The following is a 22,301-nucleotide window of genomic DNA, read 5'->3' on the forward strand; positions in this document are numbered from 1 at the left end:
AAAAAAAATGTTAATAAAAATATTTTTTTAAACAACCCTAACTTCTATTTTTTAAGTTATTTAAAAATAAAACCTAATAATAGGGTTATTTTCTTTTGTACTTTTTACTGTTTCTAACTCTGTTAAAAATATAAACACCTACTACAAATAATGCTAGTAATGGAAATACAATATCTCCGCCCATAATCTTCTTATTTTTTAATTCTTTTTATTTTTAATGATAAAAGACACCATTGCTGCTGTTACCACTCCCATAGATAACGCAGTAAATATCCCTTGTCGTATATAATTGTTAATATTAAAATATTCTTTTGCGTTTTCTTGAGTCATTTTTCCTGCACCTACAATGTACGTTGTAATATTAGAAAAATACTCTGGAGAAATATATACCTGGGTTATGTATTGTGTTGCCGGACTTAATACAGCTATTACTGCACTTAAAACAATACCGCTAATAAAACCCTCTTTCCAGGTAATTACACCTTTATAATCTGTTTGTTTTTTATCTCTTAAAGCTAAAACATATAGTACAATAGCCACTATACCAAATAAGTTAGTATATATTAAGTGCTTACTAACGTGGTCTGTATGCCAGCCCAATTGTTTTTCTATATATGCCCATAAAAGTGCAAAACCAGTAAAGATAAAACCCCATTTTATCTCTGTTTTAAACTTATTCATAAAAGTTTATTTTCTGTATTTTGATAATGCATTCTTAGTAAAATCTGACAATACTAATTTACCAGAAATTATTGCTCTTTCTTTTAACAAGTCATCCCAATTTTCTGTTCCTCGCCACAATATTGTTTTCATTTCTTGCAAGGCTTCTGGGTTATATGACGCCAATTTTTCTGTAAAAATCTCAATTTCTTTATCCATTTCTTTAATAGAACCAAACACCTTAGCAAACAAACCTTTGTCTTTTGCCCAATATGCACTTTGCCAATCTGTAGCAGCTAAAGATAGTTCTGCTAAACCACTTTTACCAACTTTACGTTCTACTGCCGGAGCAATTACAAATGGGCCAATACCTATAGATAGTTCAGACAATTTAATAGATGCCGCCTCTGTAGCAAAAGCATAATCACAAGCTGCAGCTAAACCAACACCGCCACCAACTGTTTTGCCTTGTACACGCCCAACTATTAGTTTTTTGCATTTGCGCATAGCGTTAATAACATTTGCAAAACCACTAAAAAATTGTTGACCTTCTTCTAAGTTGGTCACTTCCATTAACTCATCAAATGAAGCACCTGCACAAAAAGCTTTTTCTCCTTCAGACTTTAAAACAATAACATTAACTGTTTGGTCTCCTGATAGTTTTAAAATTTCTTTCGTTAACCTATCTAACAATTCTGCCACAAATGAGTTACTTGCCGGATGCCCAAATTCTATTGTTGCTATTTTATTATCTATACTGGTATATAAACTACCATTTGTTCTTGTTGTGCCCATAAAAACCTTTTTATTATGTAAAAACCAAAATTACGCTTTTTGTAACAGGGGACGAAACTTTGTAATGAATTTAACCACCAATGCACCACCTCTTATTAGCATCCAAACCACAAAAGACAACCAAATTCCTGTAAAGCCCCAACCTAACTCTTTACTTAGGTTTAACATAGGTATAAAACCTAAAAAAGTAGCATCTAAAAGTGTGTCTCTAAGGTATTTCATTTCCCCTAAACCTTTAAAAAGTCCGTCTAACACAAAAGCTACAGCATTAATTGGTAAGCTTAAAATTATAATATAAAAAACAGCATAAAAAGTATCTAAAGCCACTTGTTCATTAGAAAAAATTCTGCCTATAGGATAGTAAAAAGCAAAACCTAACAGCATTAACACAACACTTACAGTTACTCCATACTGCATTATTTTTTTTGCTAAAAGCCAAAGGTTATTATAATCTTTTGCACCCAGTAATTTACCTCCTATAATATTACCTGCTGCGCCATAACCATCTATAAAAAAAGCAGAAAACAACCATACATTTATAGCTATTGTGTGTGCCCCAATAAACCTATCTCCCAAATCTGTTGCCTCCCTTACTGCTAAAACCAATGCAATATTTAAAGACAATGCACGTACAAATAAGTTTAAACTCATAATTACCAAACGTCCCAGCTCTGGGTGTATAGGAAAACGTAGCCTTAGACTAATATCTGTTTTTAAAACCAATAAAAAGAAGGCTATTATTGCCATAACTGCTTGTGAAACTAAGCTTGCCCACGCAGCACCATCTAAATACATTGGCTCTAAAACGCCTTGTATGCCGTACACAAAAATGTAATCTAAAAATATATTTAATACGGCCCCAATTAAAGCTATTACCATTGGCCAACTTGTATTTTGCAAGCCTCTAAAAATGCCCATTACTGCAAACGTAAATAAGGTTAAAGGAAACCCCCAAACTCTAATACCGTAATAAGACACACAAAACTCTAAAATTTTATCTTTTGCCTTTAAGAACACAAATATTTCTTCTATAACAAAAACAGTAGAAAGCAGTATAATAATGCTAAGTAATATGTTAAAAAAAATAGCTTGTACAGGTAATGTTTTAACCTCGTTTAAACGACCAGCTCCTAAATATTGAGATATTATAGCAGAAATAGCACTTCTGGTTTGCCCAAGAATCCAAATAAGCATAGATAAAAAAGAGCCAACAATACCTGCTGCCGCCAAAGACTCTAGTCCAAACTTAGGAATATTGCCAACAATAGCTGCATCTGTAATAGATAATAATGGCTCTGATATACCAGCAATTGTAGCCGGTATAGCTAGCTTATTTATGTTTTTAAGATTTACAATTTTATTCAAAAAAAAAAGTGGGTTTTATAAAACTAGTTCAAAACAATGAAAAGGATGTTCGCTTTGCTTAGGAAAAAATATATCCCCTAATTTTTTATAGCCTCTGGTTAGGTAAAAATTAACATTGCGTTTGTTTATGCTAAATGTATCTAAACGTACAGATAAAAAACCATTACTTTTTGCGTATGATTCTGCAAAATTCATCAACTTTTGTGCATAACCTTGGCCTTGGTAATCTGGGTTAACAGATAATCTGTGTATGTACAAGTTAGCTTCATTACTTGTTAGCCATTTAATTGGTATGTACTCATCATCCATATGCGTAGAGAGTACAATGGTTCCTATTATTTTTTTATCAACCTCTAAAACAAAAAGTTCTTCTTGTGCAATATCATGCAAAAAAGCCTGTTTACTTGGGTAATGCTCGTTCCATTGGTAAATACCATTTTTAATCATAAAAGCTGCACAAGCTTTTGTAACCGTAATAATTTTATCAATTTCTGATTTTTTTGCTAAACGAATCATTAGAGGTATAAATTAAATTGTAAATTTAGAGTATAAAATACAACTGATAAAATGTACTAGTATTTTTAATTGGCCATTAACCAAGCCAATAATGTGCAGATCTAGTAACCTAATTAAACTGAAAAAAGAGAAAAATGAAGAACATATTGGTTCCTATAGGAACATCTACAGAAAATCATGAAACATTACAATATGCCGTAGATTTTGCTAAAAATTTTGACGCCACTATTTATGTAATGGAAATTTTTAATGTAATATCTGCTGGTGCCGGTAGTTTAGCAAATGCTACAGATAAAATAGAAAAAAACAGCAGAGAACAATTGTTAGATGTTATACATAAGGTTGATAAAAAAGGAACTGAAATAAAAATAGCCACCTACCAAGGTGATATTATTGAAGGCTTAAAAAAAATAGACAAGCAATATTTAGGAATAGACTTAATTATTATGGCTCCTAGAAGTAATGATGTTAATGAAGGTAATTACCTAGGCAACACTTCTGGTAAAATTATTAAGCAAACAGATATTCCTACTTTAATAGTTCCTAAAGGTTATGTGTTTAAGCCTGTAACCTCTATACTTACCGCATTTAAATCTGGTATTTTAAAACGAAAAAGAATACTAAACCCGTTAATTACCATTAAAAAGAAATTTAACTGTACTGTAAATTTGTTATTGGTAAAAACTCCTGGCTATACAGATGACGACTTAAAAGTAGATACAGCACTTTTAGATATTAGCTCTAAAATGACACTTACAGAAAATGCAACTACGTACCTTGGTGTGTTAGAGCACTTTTTAACCAAACAACCAGATATGTTGTGTGTTTTTAGAAGAAAACGAGGCTTTTTTAAAAAATTATGGGAGAAAAATACCATAGCAAAGGCAGAGTTTTTTGCACCTGTACCAGTGTTAGTATTAAGCGTTAAAAAAGATTAAGTTTTTTACTTGGGGGATTAGCTCAGCTGGCTAGAGCGCTTGCCTGGCAGGCAAGAGGTCACCGGTTCGACTCCGGTATTCTCCACAAAAAAACAATTTTATTAAAAAACCCCTTTACTAAACGTAAAGGGGTTTTTAATTGTAGATTTCAATAAATTAATGCTTAGTTATTAACTTCTGTTGGTCTCTAAAATAGCTTGGTGTATAGCCCATTTTACGTTTAAAGGTTCTATTAAAGTTAGATATGTTGTTAAAACCACTATCAAAACAAATTTCGTTTATAGAGCGTTCTGTCTCTATAAGTAACCTTGCTGCGTGCCCCAAGCGTAAATCACTAACATAGTCTGAGAATGATGAATTTGTACTTTTTTTAAAAAAATGACTAAATGCAGACTCAGACATATTTACCAAACTTGCCACATCTTTTAAAGGTATTTTTTGATGCAAATTTTCTTTTATATAATTATTTACCTTCTCTATTCTTCTGCTTTTATGTATGGTATAATGGTCTACATAAGAGTGGGATGCCAACATTTTTGTATTGCGTGCAATAGACAAATCATACAAAATAGATAAAAAGTTAAGTAAGGAATCAAAATCCTGAGACTCGGACAAACGCAATATTTTTGGTTTTAAAACTGCTATTGTTTCTTTAGAAAATAAAATACCTCTTTTAGATTTTTCTATTAAATCTCTTATAGGCAACATTAATTTTCTGTTTAATGCTAGTTCAGACAAAAACTTTTCATGAAACTGTACGGTTACCACATGTGCATTTGTGTTTTTGTCTTCACCTGTCCAAGCATGCGGAGTATTAGGGCCAACCAAAACCAAATCGTTATTAACATACTCTTGTATAGAGTCTCCAATAATTCTTTTCCCCGATGAATTTAACACCAAATTAAGTTCTAATTCTGGATGAAAATGAACGGGAAAATCAAACTTTGCAGAATGATGATTTAATACAATAAAAAAATCATCTTCAGATATTGGTACCAGTTCTCTTAAAATACGCGCTTCTTTATTCATAATAGTATCAAATCATATTTGTAAAAAATAAGCCGTCAATTATATTAAAATGTAAATAAATGACTACATTTTTTATCAAATTAAATAAAAATAACTTAAAAACTACTTATAAAACACAACAAATTTTAATTAAAACAAGCAAAATACAATGCTTAATTCATATAAGTATCATTATTTAACATCATTTACAAAATTAATGTTAACCATATGTTATTCTTTTGTAAACAACTTAATTACTAACTAAAAAATTCATGAACTAATGAAATATGAGTTTCAAAAAAGTATGATTTTTATTGTTTTCTTAATTGTAGGCATTACGGCTACTGCACAAATTAAGGTAACCGGAACAGTAAAATCTAACGACGGTGTTCCTCTACTTGGTGTTACCATTATGGAGCAGGGTTCTAGCACAAACGGAACCACTACAGATTTTGACGGAAACTTTACTATTGAAGTTGATAGTCCTAAAGATATGCTAGTAATATCTTACATTGGCTTTGTTACTAAAACGATTGCGATACCAGAAAATAACATTGTAAACGTACAGTTAGTTGAAGATTTAGAACAATTATCTGAGGTGGTTGTTGTTGGTTATGGTTCTGTAAAAAAGAGCGATTTAACCGGTTCTGTTACTTCGGTAGAAATGGATAATATTCCTAATAAACCTGCAAATTCTATAGACGGTTTACTGCAAGGGCAAGTTGCTGGTGTACAAGTAACTACACCATCAGACAATCCTGGTGCTGGCGCTGTTATTAGAATTAGAGGTGGTAGCTCTTTACGCGGCGGTAATGACCCTCTTGTTGTTGTAGACGGTTTTCCTATTGGTTATGCCGGAGATTTAAAACAAATATCGCCACAAGATATTGCTTCTATGGAAGTACTTAAAGATGCTTCTGCAGCTGCAATTTATGGCTCTAGAGGTGCAAATGGTGTAATTATGATTACTACCAAAAAAGGAGCTAAACACACTACAGAGGTTACTGTGTCTCAGCAAAATACGTATGCTAGTTTTACGTCTGATTTAAACCTTTGGCGAGACCCTGTTTTAATGGCAGAACTAAGTAATGAAAGTAGAATTAATGGTGGTTTTACGCCTATTTATATTGGTGCCAATGATGCTAATGGTGTGTATTACCCATCGGTTAGCGAACTTAAAAATGGTAGCTGGGCATACAACACACGTTGGGATGATATTGTTTTTCGTGATCCCGTGTCTAACAACACAAATGTTGCTGTACGTAGCCAAACAGACCGCACACAGTTTAGTTTAAGTACAACTTATTACACCAACGAAGGTGTTTATATTAATGATGATTATGAAAAATTAAATATTAATTTAAACGTAATTCATAAAATTTACAATGACAAAGTTACCATTGGTGGTAACGTTATTTACTCTAAAGGAAACCAAAACAACAATGGTGGATTAGCTTACTGGCGCAACCCTATTTTTCCTGTTTATGAAGATGATAACCCTGTTAACGATTATTTTTTAGCAGGTGCACAAGACTATTCTCACCCAATTGCTTTAACAGAAAACAGAACTAATAAAAATAAATTTTTAGATTTTATAGGTTCTGCATTTATAGAGGTAGATTTTACAAAAAACCTTAAACTAAAAACTCAAGTAAACCACAAATTTGGGCGTTCTATTACAGATTATTATAACCCTAAAATTTATACCGAAGATGGTACTTTTAATAATGGTTCTGGTGGTATTAATAATTGGGAAAGTAGTGAAACCGTTGCAGAAACCTTTTTAACCTACAACAACACTTTTAACAACCTACACAATTTTACAGCTATGGGTGGTTTCTCTTACCAAGGGTATGAGGCAAGAACATCTGAGCTAAAAGCGTATGATTTTTTAAACGAATCTTTAGGTAATGGCAACCTAGCTACTGGTAACCCAGAAAAACAATCTGTTGCTAATAGCCTTTCTGAAACCGTTATGTACTCTGGCCTTGGCCGTTTAAATTATTCTTATGACGACAAGTATTTGGTAACTTTTACGATGCGTACAGACGGCTCATCTAAATTTGGAGAAAACAACCAATGGGCTATGTTCCCCTCTGGAGCCTTAGGTTGGAAACTACATAAAGAAGATTTTATAAACAACTTAAACATTTTTGACGAACTTAAACTACGTGCTAGTTACGGTATCTCTGGTAACCAAGGCATTTCTCCTTACTTAATTAATAGCAGGTACGGGCAAGATCAATACTACGTAAACGGGCGTTGGCAAACAACAATTGGCCCTGGCTATGTGGTTGGGCAAGATAGCCAGAGTGGTAAAAAAACGTGGGGAGGTATTCCTAATCCAGATTTAAAATGGGAAACTACAGAGCAGTTTAACATTGGTGCAGATTTTGCCTTTTTTAATAACAGATTAAAAGTTACTGCAGATTATTACAAAAAACATACGTCAGACTTATTACGTGAGCGTTTGCTTTCCCCTTCTTCTTCTTATGATAAAATGTGGGTTAATGATGGCGAAATAGAAAACCAAGGTGTAGAGATTACTTTAGATGGCACTATGGTTAATAAAGAAGATTGGGGCTTAAACGGTATGTTTATTTTCTCTAGAAACAAAAACAAAGTTGTTAGCCTTGGTAATGCGGTTTCGTCTGGTTTAAATACTGATGCGTTAACCGGTATTAAATATGAGTTTTCTGGCAACCAAGTAGAAGCTTTCCGTGCTATACCAAACATCTTAGCTGTTGGGCAACCTATAAATGTATTTTATGGCTATAAAGTAGATGGCATTATACAGACTGAAGCCGAAGGCTTAGCTGCTGGCCTAGAGGGCAACTTAGCGCAACCAGGAGAGTTTAAGTATGTAGACTTAAATGAAGATGGTGTTATAGATGAAAACGACCGTACTATAATTGGTAATCCTAATCCAGATTTTACAGCAAGTTTAAATCTTAATGGGCGCTACAAAAATTTTGATATTTCGTTATTCTTTAACGGTAGTTTTGGTCAAGATATTTTTAATACCAAAGCTTTTAGTGAGCCAGGAAACATACCATTACGCTGGACGCAAGACAACACTACAAACAGCTACCCAAGCTTAAGAGACGGACGCACACTTTACATGTCTGACTGGTTTATAGAAAAAGGAAGCTTTGTACGCCTACAAAACCTTTCTGTTGGCTACAACATTACAAACTTAAACACGGCTTGGTTTAAAAAAGGTAGAATTTTTATGAACGGAACCAACCTATTTACCATAACAGATTTTAATGGTTATGACCCAGAATTAGGAGGAGATGGTATTTACTGGGGTGGCTACCCTAAGTTAAGGAACTGGACTTTAGGCGTAGAACTAACCTTTTAAAACCAGTTAAAAATGAAAACATTTACAATAATAAACGAATTGAAAATGAAGCAATTTAAAAAATTAATAGTGGCACTTACCCTTGTAGTAAGTGGTACTTCTTGTGAGAGTTTAGATGTAGAACCTACGGGTTTTTATTCTGATGAAAACTTCTACAAAACTATAGAAGACGCAGAAGCAGCTATTTTATATGCTTATGATGCACTTACACTGGTTAGTTATGCTCCTGTAACCTATTATTTTACAGAGTTAGCATCAGACAATTGCGTGGTTAAGGCAGATGAAGGTGCAGATGCACAAGCATTTGTAAATTGGGAGGTAACAGCCCAAAACCAATTACTAACACAGTATTACAGATCTATATATATTGCTGTAAACCGCGCAAATGCAGTAATAGAAAATATAGAGGGCAAAGGTTTTAATCCAGAAGATGAAAAACGTATTTTAGGTGAAGCCTTGTTTTTAAGAGCTTACAACCACTTTAACGCTGTAAAAGCTTTTGGCTTAGCTCCTCTACAAAAATCTTTAATAGATAAGTTAGATGAAACCACAGCTACATTGCCTGCAGATATGCAAGAGGTATATGCCTTTTTAATAGACGATTTAACTAGGGCAATAGATAATTTAGAAGTAAACAGAGTTACTGGTCGTGCAGATAAAGTTGCTGCACAGGCATTACTTGCTAAAGTGTACTTATTTGCTGCCTCTGCTAAAGAAAGTGGTGTTCCTAAATACAATGCCATTTCAGAAAATGTAGATGTTTTATATGCTAAAGCTGCAGAGTATGCTGGTATGGTACTAAACAACCAAGGAGAGTATAGTCATGACACAGATCTTCAGAACATTTATAATGTTGACTCGCCTAACGGACCAGAACATATTTTTATACTATCATTAGACAGGTCTGGCACACAAGAAGGAGATTACTCTAAACTATCAAAATACTTTATTCCTTATATAGATGGGGCTACAGTTTATTTAAAAAACACAGATGATACTTTTTCTCCAACACATGATGGTTGGAGCGTTTTTCAGACTACAGACAAACTATTCACTTCTTATGATTCAGATGACAAACGTAAAACAGATTTGTTTGTTTCTGAAGTTTATAGCCAAAATGGTACAGCAATTGGGTCTGTAGCAGACGGTACTGTAATTTATCCGTTCACAAGAAAATACATAGATCCTTTATTTGAGGGTGATAAAACAAGTACAAGACCCTACTTAATTCGTTTTTCAGACATACAATTGGTTTATGCAGAAGCTACTGCCAATGCAGATGGTTTAGCACAATACAACCAAATTAGAAGCAGAGCAAACGCTACAGAACTAGCTAGTATTGGTGGCTTATCTAAGGCCGACTTTAGAAAACTAGTTGTAGAAGAACGCCAAAGAGAACTTGCTTACGAAGGAGACCGTTTATGGGATCTTAGACGTACAAACACAGTACAAAGCAATGTAACCAATGCCGCTGGTTTATCTCCAGATGCAGTTGCTTTTTACCCTATTCCGCAACGTGAAATAGACTTAAACCCTAACATCAACTAAACTAAAGCGCAATGAAAAAATTACATAACATATACTTTATAGTGCTGGCACTATTTTTTGTGGCCTGTACAGAAAACCCTCTAGAAGATGTTGAGGGTACCAATTGGCAAAAAGAACGTAATGTGGTTTCTATTTTACTAGAAGGCCAAATAGGCACAGCTATTATAGAACGTAATTTTGATGATGCAAAAATTAAAATTTATGCAAAAACAGAAAATATAGCAGATTTATCTAAGGTAGAGATTAAAAATATTGAACTTTCATATGGTGCAAGTTCTACAAATGAAAAGGGCACTACATTAGATTTAAGTTCTGGTACAGCTACAATTGCTGTAACAGCTGGGGCTGGTGAAACCCTTAATTGGGAAGTTACATTACTACCATTTAAGTCTGACCTAGAAGGTACTTGGTACATTGGTGATGTACGCATGTATTGCGATATGTTTACTTGGGAAAGCTGGGGCTGGGAAAAAAATGAAAGTATGTTTGGTTACTTAGCAGAATTAAACCCAGAGTTAGACAACAAAATTACTTTTACTGTAGAAGGTGCAGATGCTAAAGGAAATCCTTTTGGTAAGTATGAGCACAATGCTGGTGATGACGGTTCTTTTGGTAGTTACTCAGACGCTAGTAAAGGTTGGAACTTTAATTCTAGATTCAGAAAAATACCAACTGGTAATGGCACTTGGTTAAGAGATTTTGAACGCAACAAAGTAATTATTACAGACGCTAATAAAGTAGAGTATGAACTAGATTTAGAATTGCTTACCGCTACAAACGAGGTTAATTTAAAAACTGAAGTTCCTTACCTGGCTGAAAATTTTAGCTGGACAGATACTGACTGGAGTTTTGAAGAACTAGCTCATATGTCTAAATTAACTTGGTATACACTAACAAAAGAACGTGTAATACAAACAGGCAATAGCATTACGGGCTTAACTGTTGCAAACCAAATAGGCGATACAGAAATAAATACAGATACTAAAGAAGTTACGGTTACCATTGCAGATAATGGCACAGACATTTCTGCTATAGAACTTACTAACTTAAACATATCTTATGCAGCTACATCAGACACTAATATTGGTAGCACTTTAAATTTCTCTACAGGTAATTCTACAACAATAAATGTTACTTCAGAAACAGGAGAAAGTGTTATGTGGACCATTAAACTAAAATTAGATTTTGATCCTGCAACCGTATCTATTGCAGGCACTTGGAACATTGCTGAAATTGGCGTTTACTGTGATATGTTTACCTGGGAAAGCTGGGGTTGGGAAAAAACTGAACTTTTAAATAATTACCTACCTAGTGCAGGTAAAGAGCTAGACAACACCATATCATTTATTGTAGAAGGTAAAAACGGAGACAACCCTTACGGCACATTTGAAAACAATGCTAGTACTGATGGTGAGTACGGAGATTTTGTTTCTGATGACACTACTTGGCCAGAAACAGAATTTAATGCTAGGTTTAGAAAAGTGCCTACAGGTACAGGAACTTGGGAACTTGTAGGAGACACAGTAACTATTACAGATAGCTCAGGAGCCGTATTTGTTTTAACACTAGAAATTAATTCTGAAACTGAAATTGCCATAACCTCAGAGGTAGAGTATTTATCTGAGTTGTATAATTGGACAGACACAAACTACAATTACGAAGAAACAGCACATATGTCTAAAAAAATGTGGTACAACTTAAGTAAATAATAGATCATCAATTTGATTATAAATATTAAGAAGATACAACAATACTAAAAATAAAAATATGAGACTTAAAAATATTTTCGCCGCTGTGCTACCTATGCTACTTGTTGCTGCAAGTTGTGATGATGATGAACCTGTATTTACTTCCGTAGAAAAAAATAGAGAAGTTGTAATTACTGAAGAATTGGTTTCTACCAATTTTGTGGGTAACGGTGCACAATGGGGTGGTTATGATATGGTACCAACTTGGTTAGGTACAGAAACACTTAGTGATGCAGATTGGAACACTTTATTTAGTCGTATAGATTTCATGCGTCCTCCGTTTTTAAGAATTGTAACCAACTCTGGCTGGTCTTATGATAATAATGGTGAGTATGACGAGACTACAAAGACACTATCACTCTTTAAAATGTTAGACTATGCTAAAGATCGTAATATAGAAATTACGTATGGCGAATGGGGACACAATTCCGTAGGCGACATTAGCACTATAGATATGGATTGGATTGAAAAATCTGTGAAATTCTTAAATCATTTAGTAAATGAAAAAGGGTATACCAACATTAAAACTATAAATATTATTAATGAGCCAAATGGCGACTGGTCTAGCACTAAAGGAGATTACAACATTTGGAAAAATGTACAGCTAGCTTATTTAGAAGAAATGAAAAACTACAGCTTGGCAGACCTAAAAGTTATGGGGCCAGATATTGCCGTTTTTAACACCGCTAGCCAAACAGAATGGTTAACAAAAACTGAGGCAGATTTAGGAGACAATGTAGGTTTGTATGACATTCACGTGTACCCACAACAACAACTAATTCGTAATGGTGAATTTGCACAAATGCTTAGCGCATACAAAAAAATAACCCCGGCAGACAAGCGTATTGTTTTAGGAGAAATAGGATTTAAATACACAGAGGTAGATGCAGAACTAAAATTACAAAACGAAGAAGCTATTGCTAACGACCCATATGCTGGTGAAGATTCTAACATGATGATTTATAAAGCTTTTTACGGCATAGATATGGCAGATGCCTTAATACAAGCAATGAGAGAAGGCTTCTCTGGCTCTTTAGTATGGAATATGGATGATGCTATGTACAACAGTCCAGACAACGGAGATTACCAGTCTGATAAATTAAAACGTTGGGGATTTTGGAACATTTTAGGCGAAGAGCACACTGGTGATGCTAGTGATGAAAACATTAGACCATACTTTTATCCTGTTTCCTTGTTAACTCGCTTTTTCCCTGCTGGTAGTGATATTTACAATGTAGAGTTACCTAATAAAAAAGGATTACGCGCCGTAGTAGGCACATACAATGGCAAACAAACAATAGCTATTGTAAACTCACATTACAGCACATATGAGTTGGTATTAAAATCGGACTTTTTAGGCAACATTACTGCAAACAAATACAGCTATAAATCTAATGCAGATGGCTCTTTTGTTGGTAAAGTAGATGAAAATGGCTTTGCTACTCCAATAGAAAACAACAAAGAATTAAACTTTACAAATGGAGTAAATATGACGCTAGAGGGCGAGTCTTTTGTACTATTTACCAATATGGAATAATCCAAAAACTAAAGTTTAAAAAATCAATCAAAAGTAATTTACAAATAAGGAAATAAAAATTAGAATGAATACTGTAACAGAAAACAAAACAGGATTATTACGTCTTAAAAAACACCAAAACAATCCGGTATTAAGTCCAAATCCAAAAAACGATTGGGAAAGCTTAGTAGTATGCAACCCTGGTGTTTGGTATGAGAATGGTACATTTTATATGCTATACAGAGCCGCTGGTAACGATAAAGAACATCAAATACGTTTTGGTTTAGCCACTAGTACAGATGGTGTAAACTTTACGCGTAGCTCTAACCAACCTGTTTTTAGTCCAAGTACAGATGGGCCAGATATGGGAGCTGTAGAAGATCCTAGAATTGTTAAATTTGGAGAAGAGTTTTATGTAACCTACGCCTACAGGCCTCATCCTCCAGGGCAGTATTGGAACTTTGACCATGATCAAATTTTATTACCAGATTGTGATGCTGATGCTCCGTTGGTTTTAAAAAACAACATTGCCAACTCTGGCTTATTGCTAACCAAAGATTTTAAAAATTACAGACGTTTAGGAAGAATTACACAAAGTAATTTAGACGATAGAGATGTTATTATTTTTCCTGAAAAAATAAACGGAAAATATGCAATGTTACACAGACCAAAAGAATGGATTGGTAAAGAGTATGGTTGTGATAAACCTTCTATATGGATTCGTTTTTCTGACGATTTAATGGTTTGGGAAGAGCCAAGTACACTACTACTTGCCGGCATAAACAATAGTTGGGAAGAAAAAATTGGAGGCAGTACTCCTCCTCTTAAAACAAAAGATGGCTGGTTAATTATTTACCATGGTGTAGAAAATGGTGGCTTAGGTTATTATCGTGTTGGAGCAGCTCTTTTAGACTTAGAAGATCCTACAATTGTAAAATCTAGGCTCAAAAATTGGATTATGGAGCCAGAGCACGACTATGAAATTGACGGCTTTTACAAAGGTTGCGTGTTTCCTACTGGAAATATGATTATTGATGATACTTTATACGTATATTATGGTGCTGCAGACAGGTATGTTGGCCTTGCAACATGTAATATTGATGAATTATTAAATGAACTTAAAAATGCTTAAAAAGCAACTCTTTAATTACATTTTACTTCTCCTTTTTTTGCCGTTGGCATTTTGCCAATCGGTAAAAAAAGAAGAGTTGGTTAAAATTGAAAACAATAGTATTATTTCTTCTGAGTTTATTGGCAACGGTGTAGAGTGGTCTGCGTATCCACACGCAGATGCAGATGATGCAGAATGGGGTTTATTAATGACCAATAAAAAATGGAAAACCGTTTTTAAAAGGTTAGACTACATGAAACCAAAAATTGTTAGGGTTTTAGACCAGGCCAATTGGAGGTATTTAGAAGGTATAGACAAAAATGGCAACCCAATTCTTAATTTTGAAAACCAAGAAATGCAAGCTTTATACAAGCTACTAGACTACTGCCAAAAAAACGACATAAAAGTTATACTTGGAGAATGGGGACAACCGTACAAAGTACATGACACCCATTTAAAAATGCAAGATGCATTTACTGGAGCCACAGATCCTAAATGGTTAAACAGTATTGCAGAACACCTAGACTACCTAGTTAACACTAAAGAGTATACTTGTATTAAGTATTACAATTTGGTAAATGAACCAAACGGTTATTGGTCTTCTATAGATGGTAATTGGGACGAGTGGAAACTTGGTGTTAAAAAACTAGATAGTGCTTTTGCATCAAAAAAACTAAAAACACCCGTAAAGGTTATTGGCCCAGATGCTACTCCTTTTAACAATGATAAATCTAAATACACAGGAGAAGAGTGGGCTAAAGAAGCAGTATTACAATTAAGTGATGTTTTAGCTGCTTATGATGTTCATGATTACCCAACAAAAGAATTTGTACGTTCTGGTGATTTTGAAAAACACTACACTAAAATGATTTCTTTTGCAGATAGCGTTGCAAAAAAACCTTTTATTTTAGGTGAAATAGGTTTTGAAAAATATGTAGACGAAAACATAAAAAGGTATGAGGCAGACCCGTTTGCTAGCCCAGATAGTCAATTATCTGTTTATGATTATGACTATGGTGTAGATATGGCAGATGCACTAATACAGTCTATGAATAGCGGTTTTGATGCCGTTATTGCTTGGGGATTAGATGATGCCATGCATACCAACGGTGATACAGGCGAAAAAAATCAGCTTAAAAAATGGGGAATGTGGAATATTCTTGGCAAAGAACTAACTGGTGATGCTAAAGAAGAAAACATAAGACCTTGGTTTTATACGTGGTCTATTATAACCAGATACTTTACAGAAGATATGAAAATTGTAAAAACTACTGGTTTAAACTTAAACAAAGTACGTATGGTAACTGGCTGGTCTACAAACAACCACGTTACGTTTTCTATTGTAAATAATAGTAGCAAAAACGCAACTTTTACACTAGACACCAAAAATTTACAAAATAAAAACTTTAAAAAGTTTATATACAGTGAAAAAAACAGACCTGTAGACGGTAATAACTTTCCTAAAGCAGTACAAACTAATTTAAGTTTTACATCAGACTCAAAGCAAATAACTATTCCTGCAAAAAGCGTATTACTTTACACAACCTACAATTATTAAATTATGAGTAACTTAAGTTATATAGACCTTACTGTACTAGTATTGTACATTGTTTTTATAGTATGGTGGGCTTTAAAAAATGGAAAAAGTAAAGATTCTGATGCCTATTTTTTAGCTGGCAGAAATTTAACTTGGCCAATGGTTGGATTATCTTTATTTGCCGCAAGTGTATCTAGCTCCACACTAATGGGGCATTCTGGAGAAGGCTTTATTAGCGGTATTGCAGTTTTTAATTACAACTGGATATCGGTTTTAATAATGGTATTTTTTGCCATGTTTTTTTTGCCTTTTTATATAAAATCTGGAATTTTTACAATGCCAGAGTTTTTAGAGCGCAGGTTTGATGGCAAATCTAGATCTTACTTTTCTTTTATTACAATTATTGGTAACGTTTTTTTAGATGCCTCTGCTACGCTATACACAGGCGCCTTAATTATTAAAATGATTTTTCCGGAAGTAGAAATTTTCTGGATTATTATAGGTATGGCAGCTGTTGCAGGTAGTTATACCATTATTGGTGGTTTATCTTCTGCTATTAATGCAGATATGATACAAGCTGCTGTATTAATTATTGGTTCTTCAATTTTATCGTTCTATGCTATTAGTAGTATTGGCGGCTGGGAATCTTTTATAGATAAATTTAATGATGGTGTTTGGTTAAAGCTAACCAGACCTTTAGACGACCCTACTGTACCTTGGTTAGGTATGTGGATTGGTATTCCTATACTTGGGTTTTATTTTTGGGCTAACAACCAAGTTATGGTACAACGTGTATTATCTGCAAAATCTATAGATCATGGCAGAAAAGGTGTGCTTTTGGTTGGCTTTTTATACCTATTTACGTTATTTATATTTATTGTGCCTGGATTAATTGCACGCGGCATAAACCTATTTGGAGTAGAAAATTTACCACATGAACTTATTAGTGGTATAGATTTAAAAGAAAAATATGGCATTAATACAGACCAAGTATACCCTAGACTAATTGTAAAATTATTGCCCGTTGGTTTAATTGGTATTATTTTATCTGCAATGATATCTGCCCTAACCTCTACCTTAAGTGCTACCTTAAGTTCTGTATCTACTCTTTTTACAATGGATTTTTACAGTAAAATTGATAAAAATGCAAGTAGCGCCAAAAAGGTAAAAGTTGGTAAAATTACAGCCGTAATCACATTAATAATTGCGGTTATTTGGGCACCTTATATTCAAAGTTTTGATTCACTTATTGCTTATTACCAAGAAATAGTTTCTTATTTAGCACCACCAATTGTTGGTACATTTTTTATAGGCTTGTTCTGGAAAAGAGCTAATGCAAAAGGTGCTTTTAGCGGTTTAATGGCTGGCTTAGTTGTTGCTGCAACAATTATGACACTAAAGTACATTTTAGACGTTAAAATAGATATACACTTTTTACTATTAGCTCCAGTATTACTTATTATAAGTTTAGTTGTTTCTGTTGCTGTAAGTTTGGCCACTGCTCCACCACCTCCAGAAAAGGTTGAAGCAAATACGTGGACTAAACAAATTTGGATAGATGAAACCAAAGAATTACAAGGTATTGTTTGGTATAAAAACTTTAGAGTACAAGCAGTTTTGTTAGTTATAGCTTGCTTTGTTATGTATGGCTTATTTTATTAAAAAAGGCTATGTTTAGTTAATTAAAAATCCCACATCATTACAATGTGGGATTTTTTTAGTTAGAAGAGAACCTTAACCTAAACTTCATAACTTTTATTTCCGTAGTGCATTTTTATTTGCGCTAACTGACCAACAATTTTAATAGAGTCCTTCATAGATAATTTAGAACCATCTGCGTGTATCCATCTTTTTAATGGTTGTTCGCAAATTAGCTGCTGTACATTATCTTTTCCGTATTTCTTTTTCATACGCATAAAGATCTCAACATCAAACAACCAACGTGTAATAAACTTTTTATTAAACATTGTAGTTGCTATTTCTCTGTCCATTATTTTAGCACCACACTGAGTGTCTTTAAATGGCATTTTTAATATATTTTGAATAATAAGGTTTATGGTTTTACTTATTATTTTACGTGCAGATTCCTTAGTAATATCTGCTCCCATTCTACTAATTCTAGAGCCACTAACAATCTTATATTCTGAGTTTTCTAATGTCTTCACAAGCTCATCAAAATCTCTAAAATCTGTAGATAAATCTGCATCTAAGTAGCCTATATAATCAAACTGCGGATCTTTAGCTAAATGCAATACTCCTTGACGAACTGCTTCTGCTTTGCCTCCATTTTTTTTACAATTGTAAACACTAATGGTATTTTCACTTTCTTTCCTTAGTTCTTCTAAAACTTCTAAGGTATTATCTGTACTGCCATCGTTTACAAAACATAGGTGATAACCTAGATTTTTTTGGGCAAAATCTTTAAACTCTGCGCTAGATAGCCTATCTGCTTCGTTATAACAAGGTATAACTACACCAACACAATTTTTTTGCAACATTTGCGCGCCCTCTACTTTTGTAATAGTTTTAGCATCTTCTGGAGCACCAACAATACGCTTTACTCTTGCTGCTACTTCTTCTAAACTTACGGGTTTCTTCATATAGTCATCTATACCAAGGTTAAACCCATCTAAAATTATATCTTCATTTGTATTACCAGACATAACCATTATAGCCGTATTAGAATTGTTTTTAATGTGTTTTACTACATCTAAACCATTCATATCTGGCATATTTATATCTACAATTACAAGGTCTGGTTTAAAGCTATTAAAAGTTTCTATACCAGTTACACCAGAACTCGCTGTCTGTACTTGGTATCCTAAGTCAGTTAATTTCTTTTCTACAGAGAGTAAAATTAATTGCTGGTCATCAATTGCTAAAATTTTCATAGGTTAAGGTTTTTTGTTTTGGGGAAAAGGCTATAGGTTTTTTACCATAACTTTCTGATACAAAGGTACTATGCTTATGCAACTAAAAAGTTGATCGTAAGGTCAATAACCATTTTCTGTAGACGAATGGTTTTATAAGTGAGTTAACATACATTATTTATAATACCACAATATGCTTATCTTTATCTTGTTTTATATTCTTACAGGTTTAAATTTATGAAGAGAACCAATATTTTATTAATATTAGCTCTTATTGTTGGTGTTGCTTTCCATGGGTCTAGTATTTTCTTTACGTTAGAAAATACATATGACGCTCTAATTCACCTGTTTTTTGCCGATCACTACGCTAATAGTTGGTTTGAGCCTTGGGATTACAGGTGGTACACAGGTTTTACTGTACAAGCTTATCCTCCTTTAGTACACCAATTAATAGGTCTTTTATCTTACATAGGTGGCCTAAAGTTTGGGATGTTTACAGTTGCACTGCTTGCAATTATTTTATTTATAACTGGTGCTTACAGGTTTGGGTTACTCATAACTGCTAATAGGCGCGTTGCCGGATACACTGCGTTATTAGCTGTTTTTTCTTCTACATTTATAGAAACCCTACATATATTTGGACAATTACCTAGTATTATGGGATTGTCTATACTACTACACAGTATACCTGAAATTTATTTATGGATAAAAGAGGGTAAAATTAGATACTTAGTTACTAGTTTATCATTAATAGCAGTAACAGTTACCTCTCATCATGTTACGCCAATTTTTGGTATGGTATTTTTTATATTTCCACTTATTGGTATGGTCATAATGGATACTGCCAAAGACAAAGTAAAAGATACTAAGGCTATACATTTAAAAACATTTATTTGGGCTTTTAAAAAACTATTTTGGCGTATTGTAATATTTGGGTTTTCATCATTACTACTAATTATATTCTGTATTTTGCCATACTGGGTAAATTCTAAAAAAAACCCTATAACTCAAGTTCCTATTCCGCACGGCTCTAGAGACAATTTTTTAGAGGTTTTGTCTTCTGGCTTGGTATTTTTTATGATTCCTTGGGGCATATTGCTATTTATATTGCCGTATATTTTTTATAGATATTACAGTAAACGTTACTTATTTTTTGGGTTATCATTTACTATGTTAACCATTTTAGGTACTGGTGGTACAACACCAATACCCTTAAAATTATTAGGAGAAACTGCCTTTAACATTTTAACATTAGACCGTTTTACTCTTTGGGCCACAATTATGGCACTGCCAATATTTGGAGAGTTTGCTTACAGAATGATTGAGGGTGATTTAAAAAACAATATCCAGAAAAGGTTTGGAGCTGTATACCACAGAATTGTTGGTGGTTTTTTTATGGTTGGCATATTATTTATGGTAATTTTTACAATGAGTTTGGGCTATTTTAGACCATCACAACCAGCAAAAATTAAAATGCTACCTATTGTAAATTTTTTAAATCAGGATCAGCATGACCATTGGCGTTACTTAACACTTGGCTTTGGAGACCAAATGGCTTGGTTATCTGCACAAACAAAAGCAATGACTGTAGATGGCAATTACCACTCTGCACGGCGACTACCAGAGCTAACAACAAGAGCTATAGAACGTTTAGAAAACTCAAAATTTAGAGGCGTAGAAGGTATTGGATCCTTACAGCAATTTTTAACGGTACCAGAAAAATACAATTTAAAGTATATTTTTTCTAACGATAAATTTTATGATCCCATACTATACTTTTCTGGCTGGCAACGTTTGCAACAGTTAGAAAATGGTATTATGGTTTGGGAAAAACTAAATGTGCCACCTATACCCGCAATTATACCCAAAGAAGATGTACCAACATTTTTAAAAATAATGTGGAGTACTATACCGGTTTTAACCATTTTACTTGCATTTATTATTAATATACAAATGGTATGGTATAGAACCTTAAAGTCTAAAAAACTAGCGTTACCTTCTTATTTAAAGTATAAAATAGAATACACAAAATTCTCTAGTGGCTTAGTAACTATTAACCATTTTTGGGCATTTATTGTTATGGTTTGTTTGTCTTATGGCGGATATTTATTTTATGTAGAAAACAGCACGCAATTATCGGCCAAAAATGTAGTTACTGCCTATTATGACGCTGTAGATTTTAAAGAGTTTGAAAGGGCTTATTCATACATTAACCCAGATGATGGTGTTAGCCTATCTCAGTATATGTTAGAAATTTCTGTTACAGACGGTATTCTAAGTTCTTATGCCAAGTTAGATTCTATTGGAATTTCATACGTAAATAAAACAGAGAAAAGTGCAAAAGTAAAAGTAGATACCAGGTGGATTACGCCTTTGGATGCTGTAGAGAAAACATTTTATCATACCGTAAAAAAGAAAAGGAATAAATGGTATTTAAGCGTTTCTAAATTAGATAACGATTTACCTCCAGACCAATTGTTTACAGACAACGCTACCACTTTTTTTAACCATGGTAGACGTAAAATAACAACAGAACAAACACACCATGAAGATGTATTAAAGCAACCTGTTTTAGAAGTATTAACCGCTAAACTTATAAAATACAACGGCAGGTATAGTATTATTGGACAAATACAAAACGTAGACAATGTACCGTCTGATGTTGTTATAAAAGGAACTCTTTACAATGATGAAAATAAAGAATTAGCCAATTATAACGCTAAAGACAATATTAAGCACAAGCTAATGCCAAAAGAAATTACTGCTTTTAAAATTAATTTTGAAGGTATTGCATGGTCCTCTACAAAAGATACATTACCTCCAACATTTAATCCGGATGAGTTTACACCTATTAATTTAGATGAAATACCAACAAAGTTTAATTTACAATGCGCCGGCAACGTTGCCAATACAGATTTATATAAAAAATTATCTGTGCAAGAATTAAACTTTACAAATACCACAATGAACGGTACACTTTTTAATTCTGGTGTGCAAGAAGTTACTATACCTCAACTACTAATTTCTTATTATGATAATAACAAAAAACTAGTGTGGGTAGATCATAATTTTTTATCTGAAGGTGTACGTATACAACGAAAACAACATTTTAATTATAACCTGCTAAACCTTAGTAATTTAAAAGTTATTAGTGATGATATGACAAATTGTTTTGTAAACGGCTCTCCTAACATAGAAATAGCTAAAAAAATGTTTCCTGACAGAAAACACAACCATATGTTTGAACAATTGCAAGAACAAAAAGGAGATGGTTATAATTTTATAAGATTAGAAGTTAATAGTTACATTGGCAACCCAAAATAAG

The 22,301-nt window shown here is 33.4% G+C and carries 15 protein-coding genes and 1 tRNA gene; 10 read left to right on the forward strand and 6 right to left on the reverse strand.

Annotation, left to right across the window (positions count from 1 at the left end):
* Positions 1–198 precede the first annotated feature (198 nt).
* The 4 genes from BFJ87_RS10795 to BFJ87_RS10810 are packed head-to-tail and all read right to left on the reverse strand — an operon-like array spanning position 199 to position 3,336.
* Positions 199–681: a DUF4199 domain-containing protein gene (locus BFJ87_RS10795; protein ID WP_077404107.1), complete on the reverse strand. Its 483-nt coding sequence runs from the start codon at positions 679–681 to the stop codon at positions 199–201.
* A 6-nt stretch (positions 682–687) separates the two neighbouring features.
* A complete protein-coding gene (locus tag BFJ87_RS10800) occupies positions 688–1,455 on the reverse strand; it encodes an enoyl-CoA hydratase/isomerase family protein (protein ID WP_077404110.1) in 768 nt (255 codons plus the stop codon).
* Between the two features lie 30 nt (positions 1,456–1,485).
* The gene (locus BFJ87_RS10805; protein ID WP_077404112.1) at positions 1,486–2,820 is read right to left on the reverse strand and encodes an MATE family efflux transporter; all 1,335 of its coding nucleotides are present in this window, start codon (positions 2,818–2,820) and stop codon (positions 1,486–1,488) included.
* 15 nt (positions 2,821–2,835) lie between these two features.
* A complete protein-coding gene (locus BFJ87_RS10810; RefSeq protein WP_077404115.1) occupies positions 2,836–3,336 on the reverse strand; it encodes a GNAT family N-acetyltransferase in 501 nt (166 codons plus the stop codon).
* A 134-nt stretch (positions 3,337–3,470) separates the two neighbouring features.
* Between BFJ87_RS10810 and BFJ87_RS10815 the strand changes: the two genes are divergently transcribed.
* Together BFJ87_RS10815 and BFJ87_RS10820 are read left to right on the forward strand one after the other, a co-directional pair.
* On the forward strand, positions 3,471–4,274 hold the full coding sequence (locus BFJ87_RS10815; RefSeq protein WP_077404118.1) for a universal stress protein: 804 nt from the start codon (positions 3,471–3,473) through the stop codon (positions 4,272–4,274).
* An 11-nt stretch (positions 4,275–4,285) separates the two neighbouring features.
* A tRNA-Ala gene (locus tag BFJ87_RS10820) sits at positions 4,286–4,359 on the forward strand.
* Positions 4,360–4,430: 71 nt separating this feature from the next.
* On the opposite strand, the gene BFJ87_RS10825 is transcribed toward BFJ87_RS10820, so the two are convergent.
* Positions 4,431–5,303: an AraC family transcriptional regulator gene (locus BFJ87_RS10825; protein ID WP_077404121.1), complete on the reverse strand. Its 873-nt coding sequence runs from the start codon at positions 5,301–5,303 to the stop codon at positions 4,431–4,433.
* A 259-nt stretch (positions 5,304–5,562) separates the two neighbouring features.
* On the opposite strand from BFJ87_RS10825, the gene BFJ87_RS10830 reads away from it, so the two are divergent.
* The 7 genes from BFJ87_RS10830 to BFJ87_RS10860 all read left to right on the forward strand — a co-directional run bounded on the left by BFJ87_RS10830 (position 5,563) and on the right by BFJ87_RS10860 (position 17,768).
* Positions 5,563–8,646, forward strand: a complete 3,084-nt coding sequence (locus BFJ87_RS10830; RefSeq protein WP_077404124.1) for a SusC/RagA family TonB-linked outer membrane protein — start codon at positions 5,563–5,565, stop codon at positions 8,644–8,646.
* A 12-nt stretch (positions 8,647–8,658) separates the two neighbouring features.
* The gene (locus BFJ87_RS10835) at positions 8,659–10,194 is read left to right on the forward strand and encodes a RagB/SusD family nutrient uptake outer membrane protein (RefSeq protein ID WP_245799626.1); all 1,536 of its coding nucleotides are present in this window, start codon (positions 8,659–8,661) and stop codon (positions 10,192–10,194) included.
* 11 nt (positions 10,195–10,205) lie between these two features.
* Complete coding sequence (locus BFJ87_RS10840) at positions 10,206–11,903, forward strand: hypothetical protein (protein WP_077404127.1); 1,698 nt, start codon at positions 10,206–10,208, stop codon at positions 11,901–11,903.
* 58 nt (positions 11,904–11,961) lie between these two features.
* Complete coding sequence (locus BFJ87_RS10845) at positions 11,962–13,479, forward strand: hypothetical protein (RefSeq protein ID WP_077404130.1); 1,518 nt, start codon at positions 11,962–11,964, stop codon at positions 13,477–13,479.
* Between the two features lie 64 nt (positions 13,480–13,543).
* A complete protein-coding gene (locus BFJ87_RS10850; RefSeq protein ID WP_077404133.1) occupies positions 13,544–14,590 on the forward strand; it encodes a glycoside hydrolase family 130 protein in 1,047 nt (348 codons plus the stop codon).
* On the forward strand, positions 14,583–16,127 hold the full coding sequence (locus tag BFJ87_RS10855; RefSeq protein WP_077404428.1) for a hypothetical protein: 1,545 nt from the start codon (positions 14,583–14,585) through the stop codon (positions 16,125–16,127). The genes BFJ87_RS10850 and BFJ87_RS10855 overlap by 8 nt, the downstream gene beginning before the upstream one ends.
* Positions 16,128–16,130: 3 nt before the next feature.
* Positions 16,131–17,768, forward strand: coding sequence for a sodium:solute symporter (locus BFJ87_RS10860; protein WP_077404136.1), 1,638 nt, complete (start codon positions 16,131–16,133; stop codon positions 17,766–17,768).
* A 77-nt stretch (positions 17,769–17,845) separates the two neighbouring features.
* Here BFJ87_RS10860 and BFJ87_RS10865 read toward each other — a convergent pair whose 3' ends face one another.
* Positions 17,846–18,997: a response regulator gene (locus BFJ87_RS10865; RefSeq protein ID WP_077404139.1), complete on the reverse strand. Its 1,152-nt coding sequence runs from the start codon at positions 18,995–18,997 to the stop codon at positions 17,846–17,848.
* A 216-nt stretch (positions 18,998–19,213) separates the two neighbouring features.
* On the opposite strand from BFJ87_RS10865, the gene BFJ87_RS10870 reads away from it, so the two are divergent.
* Entirely contained in the window at positions 19,214–22,300 is a 3,087-nt protein-coding gene (locus BFJ87_RS10870; RefSeq protein ID WP_077404142.1) for a hypothetical protein, read from the forward strand.
* Position 22,301: the final 1 nt, after the last annotated feature.

Origin of the sequence: Cellulophaga omnivescoria, from assembly GCF_001999725.1 — a bacterium.
GTDB lineage: Bacteria > Bacteroidota > Bacteroidia > Flavobacteriales > Flavobacteriaceae > Cellulophaga > Cellulophaga omnivescoria.